The organism is Variovorax sp. YR634 (genome assembly GCF_900106655.1).
GTDB lineage: Bacteria > Pseudomonadota > Gammaproteobacteria > Burkholderiales > Burkholderiaceae_C > Variovorax.
In genome coordinates this window covers 236,944-257,293 of sequence record NZ_FNOL01000004.1, presented here as the reverse complement: position 1 = coordinate 257,293, position 20,350 = coordinate 236,944, and the positions used below count along the sequence as shown (strand labels likewise).

The 20,350-nt window shown below is 68.2% G+C and carries 19 protein-coding genes; 11 read left to right on the top strand and 8 right to left on the bottom strand.

The features are described from left to right. Positions 1-24: 24 nt before the first annotated feature. Positions 25-1,728, bottom strand: coding sequence for a M14 family zinc carboxypeptidase (locus BLV60_RS10160; RefSeq protein WP_093053927.1), 1,704 nt, complete (start codon positions 1,726-1,728; stop codon positions 25-27). Positions 1,729-1,840: 112 nt separating this feature from the next. Here BLV60_RS10160 and BLV60_RS10155 point away from each other — a divergent pair, with 112 nt between their 5' ends. From BLV60_RS10155 to BLV60_RS10140, 4 genes are all read left to right on the top strand, one after another. After that, positions 1,841-2,554, top strand: a complete 714-nt coding sequence (locus tag BLV60_RS10155) for a YebC/PmpR family DNA-binding transcriptional regulator (protein WP_093053924.1) — start codon at positions 1,841-1,843, stop codon at positions 2,552-2,554. 21 nt (positions 2,555-2,575) lie between these two features. Beyond that, a complete protein-coding gene (locus tag BLV60_RS10150; RefSeq protein ID WP_093053921.1) occupies positions 2,576-2,974 on the top strand; it encodes a GFA family protein in 399 nt (132 codons plus the stop codon). A gap of 139 nt (positions 2,975-3,113) precedes the next feature. Continuing rightward, a complete protein-coding gene (locus BLV60_RS10145; RefSeq protein WP_093053919.1) occupies positions 3,114-3,812 on the top strand; it encodes an HAD-IA family hydrolase in 699 nt (232 codons plus the stop codon). Positions 3,813-3,817: 5 nt separating this feature from the next. Continuing rightward, entirely contained in the window at positions 3,818-4,171 is a 354-nt protein-coding gene (locus BLV60_RS10140; RefSeq protein WP_093054254.1) for a cupin domain-containing protein, read from the top strand. 15 nt (positions 4,172-4,186) lie between these two features. On the opposite strand, the gene BLV60_RS10135 is transcribed toward BLV60_RS10140, so the two are convergent. The 7 genes from BLV60_RS10135 to BLV60_RS10105 form a co-directional block, all read right to left on the bottom strand. Beyond that, positions 4,187-5,344: an NAD(P)/FAD-dependent oxidoreductase gene (locus BLV60_RS10135; protein ID WP_093053916.1), complete on the bottom strand. Its 1,158-nt coding sequence runs from the start codon at positions 5,342-5,344 to the stop codon at positions 4,187-4,189. Then, entirely contained in the window at positions 5,341-6,756 is a 1,416-nt protein-coding gene (locus BLV60_RS10130) for an FAD/NAD(P)-dependent oxidoreductase (protein WP_093053913.1), read from the bottom strand. The genes BLV60_RS10135 and BLV60_RS10130 overlap by 4 nt, the downstream gene beginning before the upstream one ends. After that, positions 6,753-7,133 carry a (2Fe-2S)-binding protein gene (locus BLV60_RS10125; RefSeq protein ID WP_093053910.1) on the bottom strand — a complete coding sequence of 127 codons (381 nt, stop codon included), beginning with the start codon at positions 7,131-7,133 and terminating at the stop codon, positions 6,753-6,755. The genes BLV60_RS10130 and BLV60_RS10125 overlap by 4 nt, the downstream gene beginning before the upstream one ends. Positions 7,134-7,152: 19 nt before the next feature. Next, complete coding sequence (locus BLV60_RS10120) at positions 7,153-7,647, bottom strand: Lrp/AsnC family transcriptional regulator (protein WP_007828485.1); 495 nt, start codon at positions 7,645-7,647, stop codon at positions 7,153-7,155. Positions 7,648-7,725: 78 nt separating this feature from the next. Continuing rightward, the gene (locus tag BLV60_RS10115; RefSeq protein ID WP_093053907.1) at positions 7,726-9,129 is read right to left on the bottom strand and encodes an aspartate aminotransferase family protein; all 1,404 of its coding nucleotides are present in this window, start codon (positions 9,127-9,129) and stop codon (positions 7,726-7,728) included. Positions 9,130-9,291: 162 nt separating this feature from the next. Further along, positions 9,292-10,224, bottom strand: a complete 933-nt coding sequence (locus BLV60_RS10110) for a 2-hydroxyacid dehydrogenase (protein WP_093053904.1) — start codon at positions 10,222-10,224, stop codon at positions 9,292-9,294. Between the two features lie 94 nt (positions 10,225-10,318). Then, the gene (locus BLV60_RS10105) at positions 10,319-11,197 is read right to left on the bottom strand and encodes a GNAT family N-acetyltransferase (RefSeq protein ID WP_093053902.1); all 879 of its coding nucleotides are present in this window, start codon (positions 11,195-11,197) and stop codon (positions 10,319-10,321) included. A 223-nt stretch (positions 11,198-11,420) separates the two neighbouring features. Here BLV60_RS10105 and BLV60_RS10100 point away from each other — a divergent pair, with 223 nt between their 5' ends. The 7 genes from BLV60_RS10100 (at position 11,421) to BLV60_RS10070 (ending at position 20,347) form a co-directional block, all read left to right on the top strand. After that, positions 11,421-12,902 (top strand): aldehyde dehydrogenase family protein, encoded by a 1,482-nt coding sequence (locus tag BLV60_RS10100; protein ID WP_093053899.1) that lies wholly within the window; start codon positions 11,421-11,423, stop codon positions 12,900-12,902. 216 nt (positions 12,903-13,118) lie between these two features. After that, complete coding sequence (locus tag BLV60_RS10095; protein WP_093053896.1) at positions 13,119-13,784, top strand: haloacid dehalogenase type II; 666 nt, start codon at positions 13,119-13,121, stop codon at positions 13,782-13,784. Positions 13,785-13,815: 31 nt separating this feature from the next. Then, positions 13,816-15,108, top strand: a complete 1,293-nt coding sequence (locus BLV60_RS10090) for an NAD(P)/FAD-dependent oxidoreductase (protein ID WP_093053893.1) — start codon at positions 13,816-13,818, stop codon at positions 15,106-15,108. Between the two features lie 69 nt (positions 15,109-15,177). Next, positions 15,178-16,800, top strand: coding sequence for an ABC transporter substrate-binding protein (locus BLV60_RS10085; RefSeq protein WP_093053890.1), 1,623 nt, complete (start codon positions 15,178-15,180; stop codon positions 16,798-16,800). Between the two features lie 10 nt (positions 16,801-16,810). Continuing rightward, entirely contained in the window at positions 16,811-17,767 is a 957-nt protein-coding gene (locus BLV60_RS10080) for an ABC transporter permease (protein WP_093053887.1), read from the top strand. A gap of 61 nt (positions 17,768-17,828) precedes the next feature. After that, complete coding sequence (locus tag BLV60_RS10075) at positions 17,829-18,701, top strand: ABC transporter permease (RefSeq protein WP_371127362.1); 873 nt, start codon at positions 17,829-17,831, stop codon at positions 18,699-18,701. Then, complete coding sequence (locus BLV60_RS10070; RefSeq protein WP_093053882.1) at positions 18,701-20,347, top strand: ABC transporter ATP-binding protein; 1,647 nt, start codon at positions 18,701-18,703, stop codon at positions 20,345-20,347. Before BLV60_RS10075 ends, BLV60_RS10070 begins: the two co-directional genes overlap by 1 nt. Positions 20,348-20,350: the final 3 nt, after the last annotated feature.

Sequence of the window (20,350 nt, the reverse complement as noted above, 5' to 3'; positions counted from 1 at the left end):
ACTGCTGTCCGCGCCGCGACCTGCCTACATCAGCCCGACCACCGGATAGCGCCGCCACCCCGGCTCCGCATGGCGCCGGCCGTGCGCAAAGAGAAAGCCCAGCACAGCCTGCTGGTCAGACAGCTTCTCGGGGTGGTCCGCCTTCCATTGCTCGAACTGGCGCTTCAACTCGGGCTCGTCCTCCAGCATGCGCAGCGCGGTGTCCTCGAAGACATAGGCCGAGAAGTTCTCCTTCTTCTCCAGCACGCTATTGAAGAAGCCCCAGCGGAAGAAGCTGTCGTGGGCTTCGGGCTCCAGCGTTTCGACCGCGTAGCGGGCGTTGGGTTGGTCCAGTGGCACCAGCACGTCGCCCACGCGCGCCTGGAAGCGCTCGGTGTGCGTGGCGAGCACCAGCTGGTCATGGAACATGTGGCCTTCGTAGGCGCTCGCGCGCGAGGTCACGCTCTGCACGCGATACACCCGGGCCGCATCGAACAACTGGTCCGCTTCCAGGCGCCGCAGCTCGACGCCGTTCCATTGCAGGCGCTCGATCACTTCGCGCCAGGCCTGGGGCACCAGGTAGGCCTTGGGCGCCGCGACCGCCAGGTCTTCCACGCAGCGATCGAAGTGCACGATGTCTTTCTCCCAGGGCTGGCTGCGGTCGTAGGCCAGCCGCTCGTAGTTCCCGAGCCGGCTCGGCGTGCGAACCGCGCGATAGCCCTTGAAGCGAAGGCTCGCCGGCCGGCTGCGGTCGTTGCGCCATGTCAGCGGCCAGCGCGCCTGCTGCGCTGCAGCAGCCCTGGCGTCGCGGCGCAGATTCTGAATCTGCGCCGCATGCGCGACGGTGAATTCCAGCACCACCTCGACCAGCGTCCGCATGGAAGCCACGCGGTCGGCAAAGGGCTTGAGCATGTGGGTCTCGGGCATGAAGCCGATGGTGTGGTGCAGCGCCGCATAGCCGGTGGAAAAGCGCGGCAGATCGAGGAAGTCCTCGATGCCGTCGTCGGGCGTCTCGGCCAGCAGGTTCATGTACGGGCAGGTGGGCCAGCCGCGTTGCGCCATATCGCCGTAGATCGCAGGCAGCATGCTTTCGCGCAGGAACTGCCCGAGCCCGCCGCCCAGCTTGTCGGGCTGGGTCGGGATCAGCGTCATGGTGTAGCTGTAGTCCGCGCCGTTGGAGGTGTGGGTGTCGACCATCACATCCGGGTCCCACGCCGTGAAGAAGCGGTTGAACACCTGCGCGGCCAGGCTGTCGCACTTGATGAAGTCGCGGTTCAGGTCCAGGTGCCGGCCGTTGCCGCGGAAGCCGAAAGATTCGGGCCCGAGCTGGTTCACGCGCGAGGTGTTCTGCCGGTTGATACAGCCGTCCACGTTGTAGACAGGAATGAACAGGAACACCGTGTCGCCCAGCGCCGCCAACCGCCCGGGCTGCGTGCAGAAATCGCGCACCAGCGCCATGCAGGCATCGATGCCCTCGGGCTCGCCGGGGTGGATGCCGTTGTTGTTGAAGAACACCGGGCGGCGCTGCTGCCTGAGCGTGTCGCGATCGAACACGCCGTCGGCAGTGACCACGCCGGCGTGAAGGGGAACGCCGGTGTCCGACACGCCGATCTCGCCCCAGCGCAGCACGCCGGGAAATTGCCCGGCCAGCCGCTCGTAGAAGGCGATGCATTCGGCCCAGGTGGTGGTCTGGTTGCCGTTGCCGGACTCGAACGGCGTGGGGTACTGGTTTTCGTGTGCAGCAGTCATGGGAAGAAGGCTACAGTAGTCGCCCCAATCCGGTCATCCAGCCCTTCTTTCTGCAAAGCCAGGAGCCTGCCAGACACGGCCGCACGCACAACACACATTCAAGGAAACAGACATGGGCGCCCAATGGAAAGCGAAACACAAGGATCTGGCGGCCAATGCCAAGGGCCGGCTGTTCAGCAAGCTCGCCAAGGAAATCATGATGGCCGCGCGCAACGGCGCCGATCCGGCCTCCAACTCGCGTCTTCGGCTGGTCGTGGAGCAGGCGCGCAAGGCCTCGATGCCCAAGGACACGCTCGACCGCGCCATCAAGAAAGGCGCGGGCCTCACTGGCGAGGCCGTGCATTTCGAGCACGTGATGTACGAAGGCTTCGCGCCGCACCGCGTGCCGGTGATGGTCGAGTGCCTGACCGACAACGTGAACCGCACCGCGCCTGAAATGCGCGTGCTGTTCCGCAAGGGCCAGCTGGGCACCTCGGGCTCGGTGTCGTGGGACTTCGACCACGTCGGCATGATCGAAGCCGAACCCGCCAAACCCGACGCCGACCCCGAAGTGGCCGCCATCGAAGCCGGCGCCCAAGACTTCGAACCAGCCAGCGAAGGCCACCCCGCGGTCTTCCTGACCGACCCCACCGACCTCGACCTCGTGAGCCGCGCGCTGCCGGCCCAGGGCTTCACCGTGCTGTCGGCCAAGCTGGGCTACAAGCCCAAAAACCCGGTCGATCCGGCGAGCCTGAGCGCGACAGACCTGGAAGAAGTCGAAACCTTTCTGGCGGCCATCGACGCGAACGACGACGTGCAGAACGTGTTCGTGGGGCTGGCGGGCTGAGGCAGCTTCTTCATCGGCCGCATGCTCGCGGGAAAGTGCCTCTGCGGCGCCGTCCACTACAAGGTGGCGGATGAATTCGCCTACGCGCTGAACTGCCATTGCTCGGACTGCCGGCGCGCGACCGGCTCGGCCTTCAAGCCCTTCGCGGGCATCGAGCGCGGCAAGCTCGCCATCACGCAGGGCGAAGACGCGGTGATGATCTACGGCAAGAAGGACGCGGGCGATATTCACTGCGCAAAGTGTGGCTCGCTGCTCTATTCGGTGGTGCGCGACGGCCAGTTCGTGCACGTCACCCTGGGCACACTGGTCGATGCGCCAGCGATTCGCCCGACCGCACACATCTTCGTCGGCTCCAAGGCGCCGTGGTTCACGATCACGGACGACCTGCCGCAGCACAAGGGCCACGTCGGCGAGAACTGAGCGCCGCCGCGCAAGAAGATGCCACCGCGGCGCCGACAACCGCATCCTGTGCCGTGACGCGGCCCAAGTTCGGGCCCGCGCCCGCAGGGTGCGCACCTATGCTCGATGAAGTCCTCTTCTTCATCCTTGGAGCTTTTCCATGTCCCTGCAAGATTTCAAGGTCCTCACCTTCGACGTCGTCGGCACGCTGATCGATTTCGAGGGCGGCATGCTCGCCTACCTGCGCAGCGCGGCGCCCGATGCCGACGTGAGCGACGACGACTTCCTGGCCGCCTACCGGCGCGCGCGCGCCGACGGCAATGCCGGCTGGTACCCCGACGACCTGGAGCGCTGCTGGCACGCCGTCGCGCCGGCGCTTGGCTTGCCCGACACCGACGCCATCGCACAGGGCCTGCGCGACTCGGTCGCGCAATGGCCGGCGTTCCCCGATTCGGTGGAAGCGCTGAAGCGGCTCGGCAAGCGCTTCAAGCTGGTGACGATGACCAATGCGCAAGCCTGGGCACTGGCGCATTTCGACAAGACCCTGGGCTCGCCCTTCGACATGCTGCTGAGCTGCGACAACGCGCTGTGCGAGAAGCCCGACGCGCGCTACTTCGCCTATGCCCGCGGCCGCTTCGAAGGCGCCTGGGGCTACAAGCAGGCCGACAACCTGCACGTGGCGCAAAGCCAGTACCACGACATCGGCATCTCCAAGCAATTGGGCATCACCACCTGCTGGATCGAGCGACGGCATGCACAAAAGGGTTCGGGCGGCACCATCGAGTCGAAGCACACCGTGCCCGACTACCACTTCCACACGCTGGCCGAGCTGGCCGATGCGGTCGAGGCCGGACGTTGAGCACCATGGGCATCACCATCCTTCGCCAGTCGGCCACCATCGGCGGCCTGCAAGACCAGGGCACGCCTGCACGCCCCCTGAGTCAGCCGCCCTGCCGGCTGAGCGGCATCGACGTCGAGCTCGCCGGCGCAGGTGACAACAAGAGCGGCATCTGGGAATGCGAGCCCGGCCGCTTCGAGCGCCAGCTGGCCAACGCCGAGGTCATGCACATCCTCGTCGGTGCCTGCACCTTCACGCCGACCGATGGCGCCGCGCTGGAGATCCGCGCGGGTGACACGCTGTTCTTTCCGGCGCACACCACCGGAGAGTGGCATGTGCACGAGACCTTGCGCAAGGTCTTCGTCGTGATGGCGCAGTAGCGGGCAGCAGCGGCCTCAGGCCGCCTGCTTCGTCTGCTCTTGAGCAAACCGGCCGATAGAGAAGCTCTCGATAGGCGTCGATGTCTGGCCAGTGGCGATCAGCTCGGCCATCGTCTCGCCCACGCCCGGGCTGATCGCAAAGCCTTCGCCATTGAAGCCGAAGGCATAGTGCAGGCCCGGCACGCGGGCGCTCGGGCCCATCACGGGTTGCCAGTCGGCGGTGTAGCCCTCGATGCCGCTCCACACGCGGATCAGTTGCACGTGCTCGAAGGCCGGCACGAAGCGGCGCAGCTCGCGCAACTGGCGCAGCACGTTGTCGGGCTTCACGTAGGCGCGGATGTGCTGCGCATGCGCAGGCCCCTTGAGCCCGCCGCCGAAGACGATGTTGCCGCGCGCGATCTGCCGGAAGTACAGCCCTTCGTATTCGACAGGCGACGAGATGCCGATCGACGGCCCGATGGCATAGGGCAGCGGCTCGGTCACGCCCATCTGCGGCCCGCGCGCATCCATCGGCACGGCTTCGCCGAACTGTTCGGCCATGCGGTTCGACCACGCGCCGCAGGCCACGAAGAGCTGCGCCGCGCGAAAGCGCCGGCCGTCCGCCGTGTGGGTGACGAAGCCCGCGCCATCGCGCTCGACCTGCATCACCTCGGCCTGCTCGACGATGTTCGCGCCCGCGCGCCGCGCTGCCCGCGCAAAAGCCGGGCCGGCCAGGCGCGGGTTGGCGTGGCCGTCGTTCGGCGACAGCGATCCGCTCACGATGCCAGGCGCGAAGATGCCCCAGCGCCGGCGCAGATGCTCCGCACTGAACAGTTCGAGATCGAGGCCGAGCGGCTTCACGTCTTTCGCGTGCTGCTCCAGCACCGCGGCCTGCTGCTCGGTGTAGCAGACGCGCAGGTGGCCGTAGGGCACGAACTCCAGGTCTTCGCCGAGCAGTTCCTTCACGCGGCCCCAGACGGCGCGCGCACGGTTGGCCAGCGGCATCTGCGCCAGCGCGCGGCCCTGCCTGCGCACATTGCCGAAGTTGGTGCCGCTGGCCTGGCGGCCCACGAGCTCGCGTTCGAGCAGCGTGACCGACAGGCCATGCTGGCGGCGCAGGAAGAAAGCGGCGGTGGCGCCCATCAGGCCGCCGCCGAGCACCAGCACGTCGGTGGTGGTCGTCGTATCGCTCATGCCTGCACCTCGCGCGTGTTCATCATCAGCGGCTTGACGGGTGCTTGCGAGCGCAGGCGCCCCACCAGTTGCACCGGCACGCCGCTGGCCTGCGCCACGATCTCGGCCGAGGCGTGGCCGCAGAAGCGGCCCTGGCAGCGCCCCATGCCGACGCGGCTGAAAGCCTTGGCGCGGTTGACTTCATGGCTGTCCATCTCGTTGACGCAGCGGCGCAGTTCGCCTGCCGTCACCGCCTCGCAGCGGCACACGACCGCGTCGTCGGGCAGTGCCGCAGCCTGTGCATGCGGCCATGGAAAGGCACGCGCCAGGCCTTCGCGGAAGCGATTCATCTGCGCCAGGGTGCGACGCAACGCGGCGGACTCGGCGTCGTAGAGCGCACGGCCCGGTGCATGGCCGAGATCGGCCAGCGCGGCGAGCGCTGCAAGCCGGCCCGCGGCCTCCGCGCCATCGGCCCCGAGGATGCGAACGCCGTCGCCGGCCAGGTACACGCCCTTGGTGCTGCTGCGGCCGTCGGCGTCGATGCGCGGCAGCCACTGCCGGCTCAGCGGCTCGAATTCGAAGTCGCAGCGTGCAATGTCGGCCAGCTGCGTTTCGGCGCGCAGGTGCCAGCCGAGGCCCACGGCATCGCACTCGAAGCGCTGCTCGCGCCCCTGGGCATCGCGCACGGCCACGGCCTGCACGCCCAGGCTGTCGTCGCCGTCGATGCGCTGCGGCGCCACGCCCTGCAGCACCGGCACGCCCGCGCGGCGCAGGCCGCGAATCAGCGCGAGCCCGCGCAGTGCCAACCGCGGTCTTGCAAGCAAACCGGCCACGGCGCCCCAGGGCTTGGCGGCCGGTGCGGTGTCGAGCACCGCTGCCACCCGCGCGCCGGCCTGCACGTACTGCGAGGCCACGAGGTACAGCAGCGGACCGCTGCCCATGAAGACGACGCGCGAACCAATGGCGCAGGCCTGCGCCTTCAGCGCGATCTGCGAAGCGCCAAGGCTGTAGCAGCCGGCGCGGTGCCAGCCCGCCACGGGCATCAGCCGATCGGTCGCGCCGCTGCACACCAGCAAGGCATCGAAGGGCAGCGTCTGCGGCTCGCCGGCATGCACGACGTGCAGCGCGCCTTCGCTCACGTTCCAGGCCAGCGTGTCGCCGCGGTAGTCGACATGGTCGCGCAGCGCGTCGAAGTCGCTGTGCAGCGCCTGCGCTTTTTCGGCCTCGGTGCCGTAAAGCTTGGCATAGGGCCGCTTGAAGCCCTCGGGCTGGCGGCGGTAGATCTGGCCGCCGTCGCGCCGGCTTTCGTCGACGACGATGGGCCGCACGCCGGCGCGCACCAGCGCCTGCGCGGCGCGCACGCCGGCGGGGCCGGTGCCGACCACGACGATGCGTGGCGAAGCAGAAGGAAAAGAAGGAGGCGCCCCGCTCATGCCCCACCCTCCGGCGCATGGCGAGCCAGCGACTGCTGCAGGTCCGGTGTCGGCAACCAGTGGTCCGCCGGCGGGCGCGTGAGCACCGACATGCCCTCTTCCACCGGCGTCGAGCAGGCGCGCAGGCGCTCGCCGGCCGGTGTCCACACCCAGCAGTCCTGGCAGGCGCCCATCAGGCAGAAGCCGGCGCGCGGCCCGTCGCCGAACTCGCTGTCGCGCACGCGTCGTCCGTTGCTCAGCAGCGCCACCAGCAGCGTGTCGCCGGCCAGCGCGGTGCGGGCTTCGCCGTCGATGTGCAGGGTCAGCGCGGGCCGGTCGGTTTCCGCGAGCCGCACGAAGCGGGCTGGCGGCTGGAAGCGAGGCTTTGGTTCAGGCATGGACGGTCGAAGGCGCCGGTCAGCGCTCGTGAGGAAAAAGCCGTTCGATCGGACAGTGCGTCTTGATGAACGGCGACTTGATGACGATGTAGCTGAAGTACTTCGCGATGCCGATGTTGCGTTCGAGCAGCCCCTCGATCACTTCCTGGTAGTGATTCACGCCGCGGGTGAGAAAGCGCAACAGGTAGTCGTAGCCGCCGCTGACCAGGTGGCATTCGAGCACCTCGTCGACCTCGCGGATCGCAGCCTCGAAGCGCACGAAGTCTTCGCGGTGGTGGTCCGACAGCGTGACCTCGGTGAACACGGTCAGCGTGTCGCCGAGTTTTTCGAGCCGAAGGTGCGCGCCATAGCCGGCGATGTAGCCGGCCTGCTCCAGCCGCTTCACGCGAATGAGGCAGGGGCTGGGCGAGAGCCCCACCGCATCCGCCAGGTCGACGTTGGTCATGCGCCCGTTCTTCTGCAACTGGGCCAGGATGCGAAGGTCGAGTCGGTCGATCTTGAAAGCTTCTGACATGGCGGTGCCTGATAACGAGAGAAAGCCCGATTCTGCGTCGTTGGCCGCCGGTCTTGCGGGCTTTGCGCGTCTGTTCGCTCAGGCCGCCATCGCGGCGCGGACGTCGGGTGCTTCCAGCACTTCGTCGAGCGTCTTCTTCAGCCGCGCGAACATCTGCGCAAACTCGTCCTCGGTGAAGGTGAGCGCAGGCGCAAAGCCGAGGATGTGGTCGCCGAATGAGCGGAACACCAGGCCGTTGCGGTAGCCGGCGGCGAAGATGCGGTCGGACAGCCCCAGCGCCGCATCGAAACGGCGCTTGCTGGCCTTGTCGCTCACCAGCTCCAGCGCGCCCAGCAGGCCGCGGTGGCGCGAATCGCCCACCAGCGGATGCGCGAGCAGCGCATCGAGCCCGGCGGCAAAGTGCGCCGCGCCGCGCTGGCCGTTGGCAAGGATGCCACCTTCCTCGTAGAGCCGCAGCACTTCGAGCGCAACAGCGGCGCCGACCGGGTGCGCCGAATAGGTCGCGCCGTGGCCAATGGAGGCGCCCTCGGGCGCGCCGTCGGCGATGCCGGCGTAGACCTTCTCCGACATCATGGTCGCGCCCATCGGCACGTAGCCGGCCGTGAGGCCCTTGGCCATGGTCATCAGGTCGGGCTCCACGCCTTCGGCTTCGCAGGCGAACATGGGACCGGTGCGGCCGAAGCCGGTGATGACTTCGTCCACGACGAAGAGGATGTCGAGCTCGCGCGCGGCCTCGCGCATGGCCTTCAGCCAGCCCTTGGGCGGCACGATGACGCCGCCCGAGCCCTGGATCGGTTCGCAGAAGAAGGCAGCCACGTTGTCCGCGCCCAGCTCGGCCACCTTGGCGCGCAAGGCCGCGACCGACGAGGCGATCAGCGCCTGCGGGTCGGCGCCGTCGGCATGGCGATAGGCGTAAGGCGACGCAATGTAGTGCTGCGTGGGCAGCGGCAGGTCGAAGCCGCGATGAAAGGCCGGCAGCGCCGTGAGGCCAGCGCCGGTGGACGACGAGCCGTGGTAGCCGCGCTCCAGCGAAATGAACTGCTTCTTCGACGGCCGGCCGGTCGCGTTGTAGTACTGCACGATGAAGCGCACGGCGGCATCGACCGCCTCGGAGCCACCCAGCGTGAGGTACACGCGGGTCAGCGAGGCGGGCGTGATCTGCACCAGTTTTTCAGCAAGGCGGATGGCCGGCTCGCTGCTGAAGTGGAAGTAGCCGGTTGCGTACGGCAGCTTGCGCATCTGCTCGGTGGCGGCCTGCACCACGCTCTCCTGCCCGTAGCCCACGTTCACGCACCACAGGCCCGCAAAGGCGTCGAGGAGTTCGTGGCCGTTGCCGTCGGTCAGCCATGCGCCACGGCCTGAAGACAGCACGGTGGGGCCGCGCTGCTCATGCACGCGCCAGGGCGAGACGGGGTGGATCAGATGCGCGCGGTCGATTGCGTCGAGCGCGGCTTGGTGGGGCAATGCGGTGGGGTGCGTCATGACGGTGTTGGAGGGAGCGAGAGCGAAGGAGCTTTCGATGCCCTCAGCTTAGGCGGCGCACCGCACGAGGTGGTGCTGCTTTGGGGGTGCCGCACAAAGCAGGCTGCGGTTGTGTGCGTGGCAGGCAGCAGATCGTGCGGTCGGTCTTCCTTCTTCCCGTCTTCAATACCCACGCGCGCGGTCGACCAGGCCGACCATCGACTCGCCGGCTTCGAAGCGCTCGAGGTTGTCGAGCACCACTTCCGCAGCACTCAACGGCTGCGTCATGCTCGCGATGTGCGGCGTAAGCTGGATGCGCGGATGGCGCCAGAAGGCATGCTCCGGCGGCAGCGGCTCGGGGTCGGTCACGTCGAGCACCGCATCGCCGATCTGTCCGCTTGCGAGCGCGGCCAGCAGGTCGGCATCCACAAGCTGCGGCCCGCGCCCCACATGCACCAGCCCGGCGCCCGTGGGCAGCAACGAAAACAGCCGCGCATCGAGAAAGCCGCGTGTCGAATCGGTCAGAGGCAGCAGGCACACGAGGATGTCGGTGCGCGCCAGAAAGGCCGGCAGCTCATCGGCGCCGGCATGGCATTGCACGCCGTCGACCTCGTGCCGCGAACGGCTCCACCCTGCGCAGTCGAAGCCCAGCGCAACAAGCTGCGCCAGCACGGCCTGCCCGAGCGAGCCCAGCCCGAGCACGCCGATGCGCCGTTCACCAGCGGGCCGCACAGGCAGCGGCTTCCACAGGCCCCCCTGCTGCTGGCGCCGGTATTGCGGCATGTCGCGATGCAGGCCAAGCACAGCATGCGTCACGTACTCGACCATGCCGCGCACGATGCCGGGCTCCACCATGCGCACCACCGGCAGTTTGGCCGGAAGCGCTGCGAAGTCGAACTGATCGACGCCCGCGCCGGAAGAAAACAGCACTTCCAGATTGGGAAAGCGCGTTGCCAGATCTTCCGGCGGCTCCCAGGCTGCGAGGAAGCGCACCTGCGCTGGGTCGCCGATGTCGGGCCAGATGCGGAAGTCGATGTCTGGTGAGCGGCGGCTGAACACTTCGGCCCACAGGCGGCCTCTTGCCGGGTCGGATTTGTAGAGGAAGGTAGTTTTCATGATTGACTGGGACTCGGCTGGGAACACGTTCAGGGTGCGTGCGAATGACACCGGGTACTCCCGTCGGCGTGATCGCACCCCGAACAGCAAGCGCTCATCCGACAGCCTGAGTAACGATGGCAAAGAGCGAAGGACCACCCGCCGGAGTGACAAGCGGCGCACCGCGCACCATCGTCGTAGGCGCATCCACACGCAGCAGCCCGATGCTCTCCAGGCACTCAGACAGCCCACTGTCGAAATCGATGTCGATGCGCGTGAAGTGCCCGGCATTCACACTGGCCAGATGCGCGATCAACGCCTTCGCACCGTCGACATCAGGCGCAACCACCGGCCCGATCGAATGCCCGCGCCCGAAGCGACGCAGCATCGCAAAGCCGCGCGGTTCGTTGTCATGGTCGAGCACCACGCAGGCATCGGCGGTGGACAGCAGGTCTGCAATCAATGCATCGCGCGGCATGCCACGCGCCGCCGCGTCGAGGGCCTGCAGCGCTGCTGCCTCGTGAACACCGGCAGGCCGCAGACGCCAGCCTGGCTGCAAGGCCACCAGCGGCGCCGACTGCGCGATGCCCTGGTGCTGCCGCAATTCGCCGGTGCGCACGAACCCCAGCCGCTCGTAGAGGCCGCGACCTTCGGCGGTGGCATGCAGCAGCACCGTGCGGTCTTCCAGGCCGTCGAGCAGCGCGCTCATTAAACGGTGTCCGATGCGCCGGCCCTGGCAGGCTGGCGTCACGACCACGAGGCCGAGGGTGGCGTGGCGTTCGCCCCAAAGCCAGCGCAGGGCACAGCCGACGATCTCGCCGTCGCGCTCGGCCACGATGCCTTCGGCATGCGCGAACACCTGCGCCCAGTCCGCCAGCCGATGCGGCCAGCGCAACAGGTCGGTCAGCGCCTGTGCGAACGGCAGGTCGGCAGGCGTCATCGGTCTCAGCACCACGCCGTCTCCGGTGGGTGCATTCGGGGTCTGATCGGGCATTGGATAAGTCTCGGTAGCGGAGAGGATGTTCCTTCCATCTTGGACGACATCGGCGCACGGTGCCAGACCGAAATCGACGTTCACTGCAACTTGCAAGCTTCGGCTGCAACGTGCCCGGGTTTTGCAATTCGCTGCGGTGCGGTGCCTGCGTACGCATACAAATGCTGTGCCAACCTGCCTAGGATCGATCGCCGCCCTTGCGGTGTTCTCGCAACCTACGCCCATGCAAGCCTTCGACCCGCGACAGATCCACGTGCCTTCGGGCCATTTCATAGGCGGGCGCCTCGTGCCCGACGCCGGCCGTATCGTGGTGCACAGGCCCTCCGATGCGCAGGCGCATGCCGAGCTTCCACTGGCCGACGCCGACACGGTGGACGCCGCCGTGCGCGACGCATGGAATGCCTGGCGCCACAGCGACTGGGCACGCCGTGCACCGCGTGAACGCGCTCGCGTGATGCGCCGCTGGGCCGAGCTGATCGAGGCCGATGCGGCAAATCTCGGCCCGCTGGAAGCCGTGTGTTCCACGCGGCCGGTGCGCGACGCCATCGCGTGGGACGTTCCATTCACGGCCGAGGGCCTGCGCTTCTTCGCCGAGTACGCGGACAAGCTCGGCGGCGAAGTCGCGGCAACACGCCACGACCACCTTGGCATGGTGGTGGCCGAGCCCTATGGCGTCATCGGTGCGATCACGCCGTGGAATTTTCCGCTGGTCATGGTGTCGTGGAAGGTCGGCGCGGCGCTCGCGGCCGGCAATGCGGTGGTGCTCAAGCCATCGGAGCTCACGCCCTGGTCGGCGCTGCGGCTGGCCGAGCTGGCCATCGAGGCCGGCGTGCCGCCCGGGCTCTTCAACGTCGTGCAGGGTGATGGCCGCGTCACTGGAGACGCGCTCTCGCGGCACCCGCTGATATCGAAGATGACCTTCACCGGCTCCACCCGCACCGGCGCCGCCATCATGGCCGCCTGCGCCATGACCGGCCCCAAGCCGGTAACGCTGGAGCTCGGCGGCAAGAGTCCGCAACTGGTGTTCGACGATGCGCCCGACATCGACCGCCTGGCCGGCATGATCGCCGGCGCCATCACCGGCAACGCGGGGCAGGTGTGCGTGGCCGGGTCGCGGCTGATCGTGCAGCGCGGCATTGCCGAGGCGCTGGTGGAGCGCATCGCGGCGCGCTTCGCGGCGATGCGCCCGGGCGCGACCTGGGACGACACGGCCACGCTGCCGCCCATCATCTCGACGCCGCAGGCCGGCCGCATCCTGGAGATCGTCGATCGCGCGCGCGACGCCGGGGCTACCGTGCGCTGCGGCGGCGGCCTGTTCGACGGCGGGCCGGGTGGCGCCTACTTCCAGCCCACGCTGATCGAGGGTGTTGACGGCGCCAACCCCGCGGTGCGCGAAGAGATCTTCGGACCGGTGCTCACGGTGCAGACCTTCGCCGACGAAGAAGAAGGCCTGGCGCTTGCCGCGCACGAGCACTACGGGCTGGCCAGCGGCGTGCACACCGCCGACATCGGCCGCGCGCTGAGGGCGATGCGCGGCATCAGTGCCGGCACGGTCTGGATTAACCGCTACGGCCGCAGCGCCGACTTCGTGATTCCCACCGGGGGTTATCACCAATCGGGCATCGGCAAGGACCTGGGGCGCCAGGCGGTCGAGGCCAACCTGCGCTTCAAAAGCGTGCTCATCGACTTCGCCGCGACGCACTGAGGTGCGCCGCCGCACGCATGGAGGGCAGACCGCATGGCATGCCGCCACGCCCCCTTCAAACCGCAGCTTTGTCGCGGCGGGCAACGTTTTTCCCTACAACTCCGGAGCGGCTGCGTGCTGCAATCAATTCGTAATGAGCTTGTCGCAATTGCCATCCAAGGCAAGCGACCCGACCCGGCCGGCGACCGGTTTGAATGAACCCAAGGATTCGAGACCATGACCTTCAAGCCCAAGTACGTGACCTTCGACTGCTACGGAACGCTGACGCGCTTCCGCATGAAAGAGATGTCGCATGAGCTCTTTGCCGATCGCATTCCGGCCGAGCACATGGAGCAGTTCATCGCCGACTTCGCGGCCTACCGCTTCGACGAGGTGCTGGGCGCCTGGCAGCCCTACGAGGTGGTGCTGAAGAACGCGGTGCGGCGCCTGTGCCGCAAGTGGAAGATCCAGTACTTCGACCTGGACGCGCAGAAGATCTACGACGCGGTGCCCACCTGGGGCCCGCACGCCGACGTGGCCGCCGGCCTGGCCAAGGTCGCGAAGGAAATCCCGCTGGTGATCCTGTCGAACGCATCGGACGACCAGATCCAGAAGAACGTCGCGATGCTCGGCGCGCCCTTCCACCGCGTCTACACCGCGCAGCAGGCCCAGGCCTACAAGCCGCGCCTGACGGCCTTCGAATACATGCTCGATTCGCTCGGCTGCAACCCGGAAGACGTACTGCACGTGTCGTCCAGCCTGCGCTACGACCTGATGTCGGCGGACGACCTGGGCATCGTCAACAAGGTGTTCGTGAATCGCGGCCATGGGCCGGGCAACCCGGCGTACCGCTACACGGAGATCCAGGACATCGGCGGCCTGCCTGGCGTCGTCGGCCTCTGATCTTTCTTTCTTGCAGCACCAGCTCCACGCCATGAAGCTCGACTCCTACTGGACCGATTCGGCGCCAGCCTTCGCCCCCGAGGCACATGAGTTGCCGGCACAGGTCGACGTAGCCATCGTCGGCGGCGGCTTCACCGGCCTGTCGGCGGCGCTGGCACTGGCCCGGCGTGGTGCCCGCGTCGCGGTACTGGAGGCCGGTGAGCGCGTGGCGGCAGAAGCCTCGGGGCGCAACGGCGGGCACGTCAACAACGGGCTGGCCGTGGACTACGCCGATGTGGCGGCCAAGGTCGGCGTCGAGCGCGCGCGCGGCTGGTATCACGCGTACGACGCCGCGGTCGATACGGTGGCGCGGCTGGTGCGCGAGGAGGCGATCGATTGCGACTTCATGCGCCACGGCAAGCTCAAGCTCGCCACGCGGGCGAACCAGATGGCCGCGCTCGAACACAGCGCCCGACGCCTGGTCGACGACGGCGTGGACTGCGACGTCGAACTGCTCGACGCGGCGCGCGTGCGCGCCGAGGTGCAGAGCGAACGCTTCCACGGCGGCCTGCTCTACAAGCGCAGCGGCCAGATGCACATGGGCCGCTTCGCACACGGACTGGCAACGGCCGCGCAGCGCAACGGCGCACAGATTCACACCGCCACCGAGGTCAGCCGCATCGAACGCATCGGCCAGGGCCATGCACACCGGTTGCACACCGGGCGCGGCGTGGTCACGGCGCAGCAGGTGCTGCTGGCCACGGGCGCGACGCGCCATGGCGGCTACGGCAGCTTCGGCTGGCTGCGCCGGCGCATCGTGCCGATCGGCAGCTTCATCGTCGTCACCGAGCCGCTGGGCGCCGAGCGTGCGCAGGCATTGCTCGCGGCGCAGCGCACGTATACGACCATCGCGAACATCCACCACTACTTCAGGCTCACGGCCGACCACCGGCTGGTGTTCGGCGGGCGCGCGCGCTTCGCGGTCTCCAGCCCGCAGTCGGATGCCGCGAGCGGCGACATCCTGCGCGCGGGGCTGGCCGAGACATTTCCGCAACTCGGCGCGGTGCGGCTCGACTATTGCTGGGGCGGACTGGTCGACATGACACAGGACCGCCTGCCGCACGCCGGCGAACGCGACGGCCTCTACTACGCCATGGGCTACAGCGGCCACGGCACGCAGATGTCGGTGCACATGGGCGAACGCATGGCCGCCGTGATGGGCGGCAATGCGGGCGCCAACCCCTGGCAGGGCCGCGAGTGGCCCGCCATTCCCGGCCACTTCGGCCCGCCGTGGTTCCTGCCGGCGGTGGGCTTCTATTACCGGCTCAAGGACAGGCTGGCCTGAGGGCTTGCAGTCATCTCTTTCGTTCGTTTCCGATTTCTTCCACCCCACGGCCCCTCAGGAGCACCCACCATGAGCGACAGCAGCAACAAGAGCTTCGAAAACCTCGTCGGACCCGACGAAAGCCTTCGCGTGATGGCATCGCTGCGACGCGGCGCCTCGCGGCGCGACATCCTGACGATGCTGATGGCCGGCGGCATGCAGGCCACGCTGGCCGGCAGCCTGGCGGGCATGGCGGTGTCGGCCCATGCGCAGACGCCGCGGCGCGGCGGGCGCATCCGGGTGGCGGGGGCCACCGCTGCCGCGACCGACACGCTCGATCCGGCCAAGCAGTCGAACCAGACCGACTACTCGCGCTGCAACATGATCTACAACGGCCTGACGACGCTCGACGGCAGCCTGACGCCGCAGCCCGCGCTGGCTGAATCGTTCACCACCAAGGATGCCAAGACCTGGGTGTTCACGCTGCGCAAGGGCGTGCTGTTCCACGACGGCAAGGCGCTCTCGCCCGCCGACGTTGTCTTCTCGGTGATGCGCCACAAAGACCCGGCCGCGGCCTCCAAGGCCAAGGTGCTCGCCGACCAGATCGAGAGCGTGAAGGCCACGGGCCCGAACGAAGTGACGGTGGTGCTGAGCGCGCCCAACGCCGACCTGCCGGTGATCCTGGGCACCTTCCACTTCCACATCGTCAAGGACGGCACCACCGACTTCAACACCGGCATCGGCACCGGCCCCTACAAGCTCAAGGAGTTCAAGCCCGGCATCCGCTCGCTGGTGGTGCGCAACGAGGCCTACTGGAAACCCGGCAAGCCGTACCTCGACGAGATCGAGTTCGTCGGCATCGGCGACGAGAGCGCACGTGTCAACGCGCTGCTGTCGGGCGGCATGGACCTGGTGGGCTCGGTCAACCCGCGCTCGGTGGAACGCGTGAAGGGCACGCCCGGCTTCGGCATCTTCGTGACCCAGTCGGGCCAGTACTCCGACCTGGTGATGCGCAAGGACGTGGGCCCCGGCGCCAACCCGGACTTCGTGCTCGGCATGAAGCACCTGTTCGACCGCGAGCAGATGAAGAAGACCATCGCGCTCGACTACGCAGTGGTCGCCAACGACCAGCCGATCGACCCGACCAACCGCTTCTACTTCGGCGGCCTGCCGCAGCGCCCCTTCGACCTGGACAAGGCGAAGTTCCACCTGCAGAAGGCTGGCGTCACGGGCAAGGTGCCGGTGGTGGCGTCGCCCGCGGCGCTCTACTCGGTGGAGATCGCGCTGATGCTGCAGCAGACCGCGCAACGCGCCGGCCTGGAGCTCGACATCAAGCGCATGCCGGCCGACGGCTACTGGTCGAACCACTGGCTCAACAGCCAGGTGGGCTTCGGCAACGTCAACCCGCGCCCGAGCGCCGACGTGCTGCTCACGCAGTTCTTCCAGTCGGGTGCGGCCTGGAACGAGTCGCGCTGGAAGAGCGAGAAGTTCGACCAGCTGCTGCTCGCCTCGCGCGCCGAGACCGACCTGGCCAAGCGCAAGCAGATGTACGCCGACATGCAGACCATGATCCACCAGGACGCCGGCATCGGCATTCCGCTTTTCCTCGCGAGCATCGACGGCCACACTTCCAAGCTCAAGGGGCTGTCGCCGATTCCGCTCGGCGGCCTCATGGGCTACAACTTTGCCGAGAACGTATGGCTCGAAGCATGAGCCCGCTGACATGAACCGACAGATCCTCAAGCTGCTCGGCCAGCGCATTGCGCTGGCGCTGCTGTCGCTGCTGGCGGTGTCGGTGATCGTGTTCTCGATCACCGCGGTGCTGCCCGGCGACGCAGCCCAGGAGCAGCTCGGCCAGGACGCCACGCCGGAAGCATTGGCCGCGCTGCGCGCGCAGATGGGCCTGGACGTACCCGCGCCCAAGCGCTATGCGCAGTGGCTGCTGGGCATCGCGAAGGGCGATCTCGGCCGCTCGGCCACCACGCAGATGCCGGTGTCGGAGCTGGTCGCCAGCCGCCTGCCCAACTCGCTGCTGCTGGCCGCTGTCACGGCGCTGTTCTCGGTGCCGATCGCGCTGGCGCTGGGCATCGCCTCGGCGGTGTGGCGCGGCTCCTGGTTCGATCGCCTGGCCTCGACCTCGGCGGTGGCGGTGGTGTCGGTGCCGGAATTCCTGGTCGCGACGCTGGCGGTGCTGGTGTTCGCGGTCAAGCTGCGCTGGCTGCCGGCACTTTCCTTCGTCAGCGACATCGATTCGCTGGGCCAGATGCTGCAGGCCTTCGCGATGCCGGTGCTGGTGCTGTGCTGCGTGATCGTCGCGCAGATGATGCGCATGACCCGCGCCGCCGTCATCGACCAGCTCGAGGCGCCCTACATCGAGATGGTGCGGCTCAAGGGCGCTTCGCCGATGCGCATGGTGCTGGCGCACGCGCTGCCCAACGCGGTAGGCCCGATCGCCAATGCGGTGGCGCTCAGCCTGTCGTACCTGCTCGGCGGCGTGATCATCGTCGAGACCATCTTCAACTACCCGGGCATCGCCAAGCTGATGGTCGATGGCGTCTCGCAACGCGACATGCCGCTGGTGCAGACCTGCGCCATGATCTTCTGCTGCGCCTACCTGATCCTGGTGACCGCTGCCGACATCTGCGGCATCGTCGCCAACCCGCGGCTGCGGCACCGCTGAAGAAGAGGCAGCAAGCATGGAATCGTCCACCTCCCCCTCCTCTTCTCCGGCTGTGAACGCCATGGCCTCCATCGCGGCCGCGCCGCTGCCCGAGCCGAAGCGCGGCCGGTTGCACTGGCTCGCAGGCTTCGGCGTCTCCGGCCTGCTCGGCCTCGCGGTGCTGCTCTTCTGGATGCTCGCGGCGGTGTTCGGCCCCTGGCTGCTGTCGTACAGCACGGCATCCACCGGCACCTCGAACGTCTTCATGCCGATCGGCGCGGCGCATTGGCTCGGCACCGACTACCTCGGCCGCGACATGCTGGCGCGCGTGATCGAAGGAGCGCGCTACACGGTCGGCGTCGCGCTGCTCGCCACGCTCGTGGCCAGCGGCACCGGCACCGTGCTGGCGCTGCTGGCAGCAGCCAGCGGCCGCTGGATCGACGCAACGCTCAGCCGCTGCCTCGACACCCTCACGGCAATCCCGAGCAAGATGTTCGCGCTCATCATGGTGGCGGGCTTCGGCTCCTCGGTGCCGATGCTGGTGGTTACCGCGGCCATCATCTATGTGCCGGGCGCCTACCGCATCGCGCGCTCGCTGGCCGTGAACATCAACGCGCTCGACTACGTGACCGTGGCGCGCACGCGCGGCGAAGGCACGCTCTACATCATGCTGCGCGAGATCCTGCCCAACATCGTCGGCCCGATGCTGGCCGACCTGGGCCTGCGCTTCGTCTACACCGTGCTGCTGCTGGCGAGCCTGAGCTTCCTCGGCCTGGGCATACAGCCGCCGGCCGCCGACTGGGGATCGCTGGTGCGCGAGAACATCGGCGCGCTGGCCATGGGCGGTGCCTCGGTGATCGTGCCGGCGCTGGCCATCGCGAGCCTGACCATCGCGGTCAACCTCGTCATCGACAACCTGCCCGGCGGCGCCGCGCGAGAAAAAGGAACACGCTGATGGGAGCACCACTCACAGTCCAGGGCCTGAGCATCTGCGCTGGCGCCAGCACGCTGGTCGACAACCTGAGCTTCTCCGTGCAGCCCGGCGAGGTGCTGGCGCTGATCGGCGAGTCGGGCTCAGGCAAGACCACCACCGCGCTGGCGCTGATGGGCTATGCGCGCCACGGCTGCCGCATCTCGGCAGGCAGGGTGCAGATCGGCGACACCGACGTGCTGGCGCTCGATGCCCGTGCACAGCGCGCGCTGCGCGGGCGCACCGTGGCCTACATCGCGCAGAGTGCGGCTGCATCCTTCAACCCCTCGCGCACGATCATGGACCAGGTGGTCGAGCCGACCGTGATCCACGGCCTGTGCAAGCGGGCCGAAGCCGAGGCGAAAGCGGTGCAGCTGTTTCGCGAACTGGCGCTGCCCGATCCGGAAAGCATCGGCACGCGCTATCCGCACCAAGTGTCGGGCGGCCAGCTGCAGCGGCTGATGGCGGCGATGGCGCTGATCGGCGACCCCGATCTGGTGATCCTCGACGAGCCGACCACCGCGCTCGACGTGACCACGCAGATCGAAGTGCTGCGCGCCTTCCGCCGCGTGGTGCGCGAGCGCCGCGCCACCGCGGTGTACGTGAGCCACGACCTGGCGGTGGTGGCGCAGATGGCCGACCACATCCTGGTGCTGCGCAACGGCTGCATGCGCGAGATGAACGCGACCGGGCAGATCCTCGCCGCACCGGCCGACGAATACACGAAGAGCCTGCTGGCCGCCGCGCGGCCGGTGCCGCGTGCTTCAGCCGGGGCCACCGACGACGGCCGCGAACTGCTGCTCGAAGTGCGCCAGCTCTCGGCCGGCTACGGCCCGGTGGATGCGCAGGGGCGCCCGGCCAAGCCGATCCTGCAGGACATTGACCTGAAGCTGTACCGCGGCCAGGCAATCGGCGTGATCGGTGAATCGGGCTCGGGCAAGACCACGCTGGCGCGCGCGGTGGCGGGCCTGCTGAAGCCCAGCCATGGCAGCGTGCTGTTCCACGGCCGCGAACTGAAGCCCACGCTGCAGCAGCGCGAGCGCGACGAACTGCGCCGCATCCAGATCGTGTTCCAGATGGCCGACACGGCACTGAACCCGTCGCAGACCATCGAGCGCATCCTGGCGCGGCCGCTGGAGTTCTACAAAGGCCTGCGCGGCGAACCGCTGCAGAGGCGCATCCGTGAACTGCTGGATCTGGTGAAGCTGCCCCAGACCGTGGCCGGTCGCCTGCCGGGCGGGCTGTCGGGCGGGCAGAAGCAGCGCGTGAACCTGGCGCGCGCGCTCGCGGCCGACCCCGACCTGATCCTGTGCGACGAAGTCACATCAGCGCTCGACACCGTGGTCGGCGCGGCGGTACTGGACCTGATGGCAGAGCTGCGGCGCGAACTGGGCGTGTCTTACCTCTTCATCAGCCACGACCTGCACACGGTGCGCGCCGTGTGCGACGAAATCGTCGTGATGCAGCACGGCCGCAAGCTCGCGCAGGTGGCGCGCGCCGACTACGACCGCGGCCCGCACCACCCCTACTACGAGCTGCTGGCGCGCTCGGTCCCCGAGTTGCGCCAGGGCTGGCTCGACGAGATGGACCGCGCGAATCACGTGGACCGCGCCACGGCCCTCACATCATGAGAA

Excerpts from the sequence above, each read along its gene's own strand:
- BLV60_RS10070 (WP_093053882.1), top strand. The coding sequence starts at position 18,701 with ATGGGAGCACCACTCACAGTCCAGGGCCTGAGCATCTGCGCTGGCGCC.
- BLV60_RS10110 (WP_093053904.1), bottom strand. The coding sequence starts at position 10,224 with ATGAAAACTACCTTCCTCTACAAATCCGACCCGGCAAGAGGCCGCCTG.
- BLV60_RS10150 (WP_093053921.1), top strand. The coding sequence starts at position 2,576 with ATGCTCGCGGGAAAGTGCCTCTGCGGCGCCGTCCACTACAAGGTGGCG.
- BLV60_RS10135 (WP_093053916.1), bottom strand. The coding sequence starts at position 5,344 with ATGAGCGATACGACGACCACCACCGACGTGCTGGTGCTCGGCGGCGGC.
- BLV60_RS10090 (WP_093053893.1), top strand. The coding sequence starts at position 13,816 with ATGAAGCTCGACTCCTACTGGACCGATTCGGCGCCAGCCTTCGCCCCC.
- BLV60_RS10100 (WP_093053899.1), top strand. The coding sequence starts at position 11,421 with ATGCAAGCCTTCGACCCGCGACAGATCCACGTGCCTTCGGGCCATTTC.
- BLV60_RS10080 (WP_093053887.1), top strand. The coding sequence starts at position 16,811 with ATGAACCGACAGATCCTCAAGCTGCTCGGCCAGCGCATTGCGCTGGCG.
- BLV60_RS10105 (WP_093053902.1), bottom strand. The coding sequence starts at position 11,197 with ATGCCCGATCAGACCCCGAATGCACCCACCGGAGACGGCGTGGTGCTG.
- BLV60_RS10115 (WP_093053907.1), bottom strand. The coding sequence starts at position 9,129 with ATGACGCACCCCACCGCATTGCCCCACCAAGCCGCGCTCGACGCAATC.
- BLV60_RS10130 (WP_093053913.1), bottom strand. The coding sequence starts at position 6,756 with ATGAGCGGGGCGCCTCCTTCTTTTCCTTCTGCTTCGCCACGCATCGTC.
- BLV60_RS10120 (WP_007828485.1), bottom strand. The coding sequence starts at position 7,647 with ATGTCAGAAGCTTTCAAGATCGACCGACTCGACCTTCGCATCCTGGCC.
- BLV60_RS10160 (WP_093053927.1), bottom strand. The coding sequence starts at position 1,728 with ATGACTGCTGCACACGAAAACCAGTACCCCACGCCGTTCGAGTCCGGC.
- BLV60_RS10075 (WP_371127362.1), top strand. The coding sequence starts at position 17,829 with ATGGCCTCCATCGCGGCCGCGCCGCTGCCCGAGCCGAAGCGCGGCCGG.
- BLV60_RS10155 (WP_093053924.1), top strand. The coding sequence starts at position 1,841 with ATGGGCGCCCAATGGAAAGCGAAACACAAGGATCTGGCGGCCAATGCC.
- BLV60_RS10125 (WP_093053910.1), bottom strand. The coding sequence starts at position 7,133 with ATGCCTGAACCAAAGCCTCGCTTCCAGCCGCCAGCCCGCTTCGTGCGG.
- BLV60_RS10095 (WP_093053896.1), top strand. The coding sequence starts at position 13,119 with ATGACCTTCAAGCCCAAGTACGTGACCTTCGACTGCTACGGAACGCTG.
- BLV60_RS10085 (WP_093053890.1), top strand. The coding sequence starts at position 15,178 with ATGAGCGACAGCAGCAACAAGAGCTTCGAAAACCTCGTCGGACCCGAC.
- BLV60_RS10140 (WP_093054254.1), top strand. The coding sequence starts at position 3,818 with ATGGGCATCACCATCCTTCGCCAGTCGGCCACCATCGGCGGCCTGCAA.
- BLV60_RS10145 (WP_093053919.1), top strand. The coding sequence starts at position 3,114 with ATGTCCCTGCAAGATTTCAAGGTCCTCACCTTCGACGTCGTCGGCACG.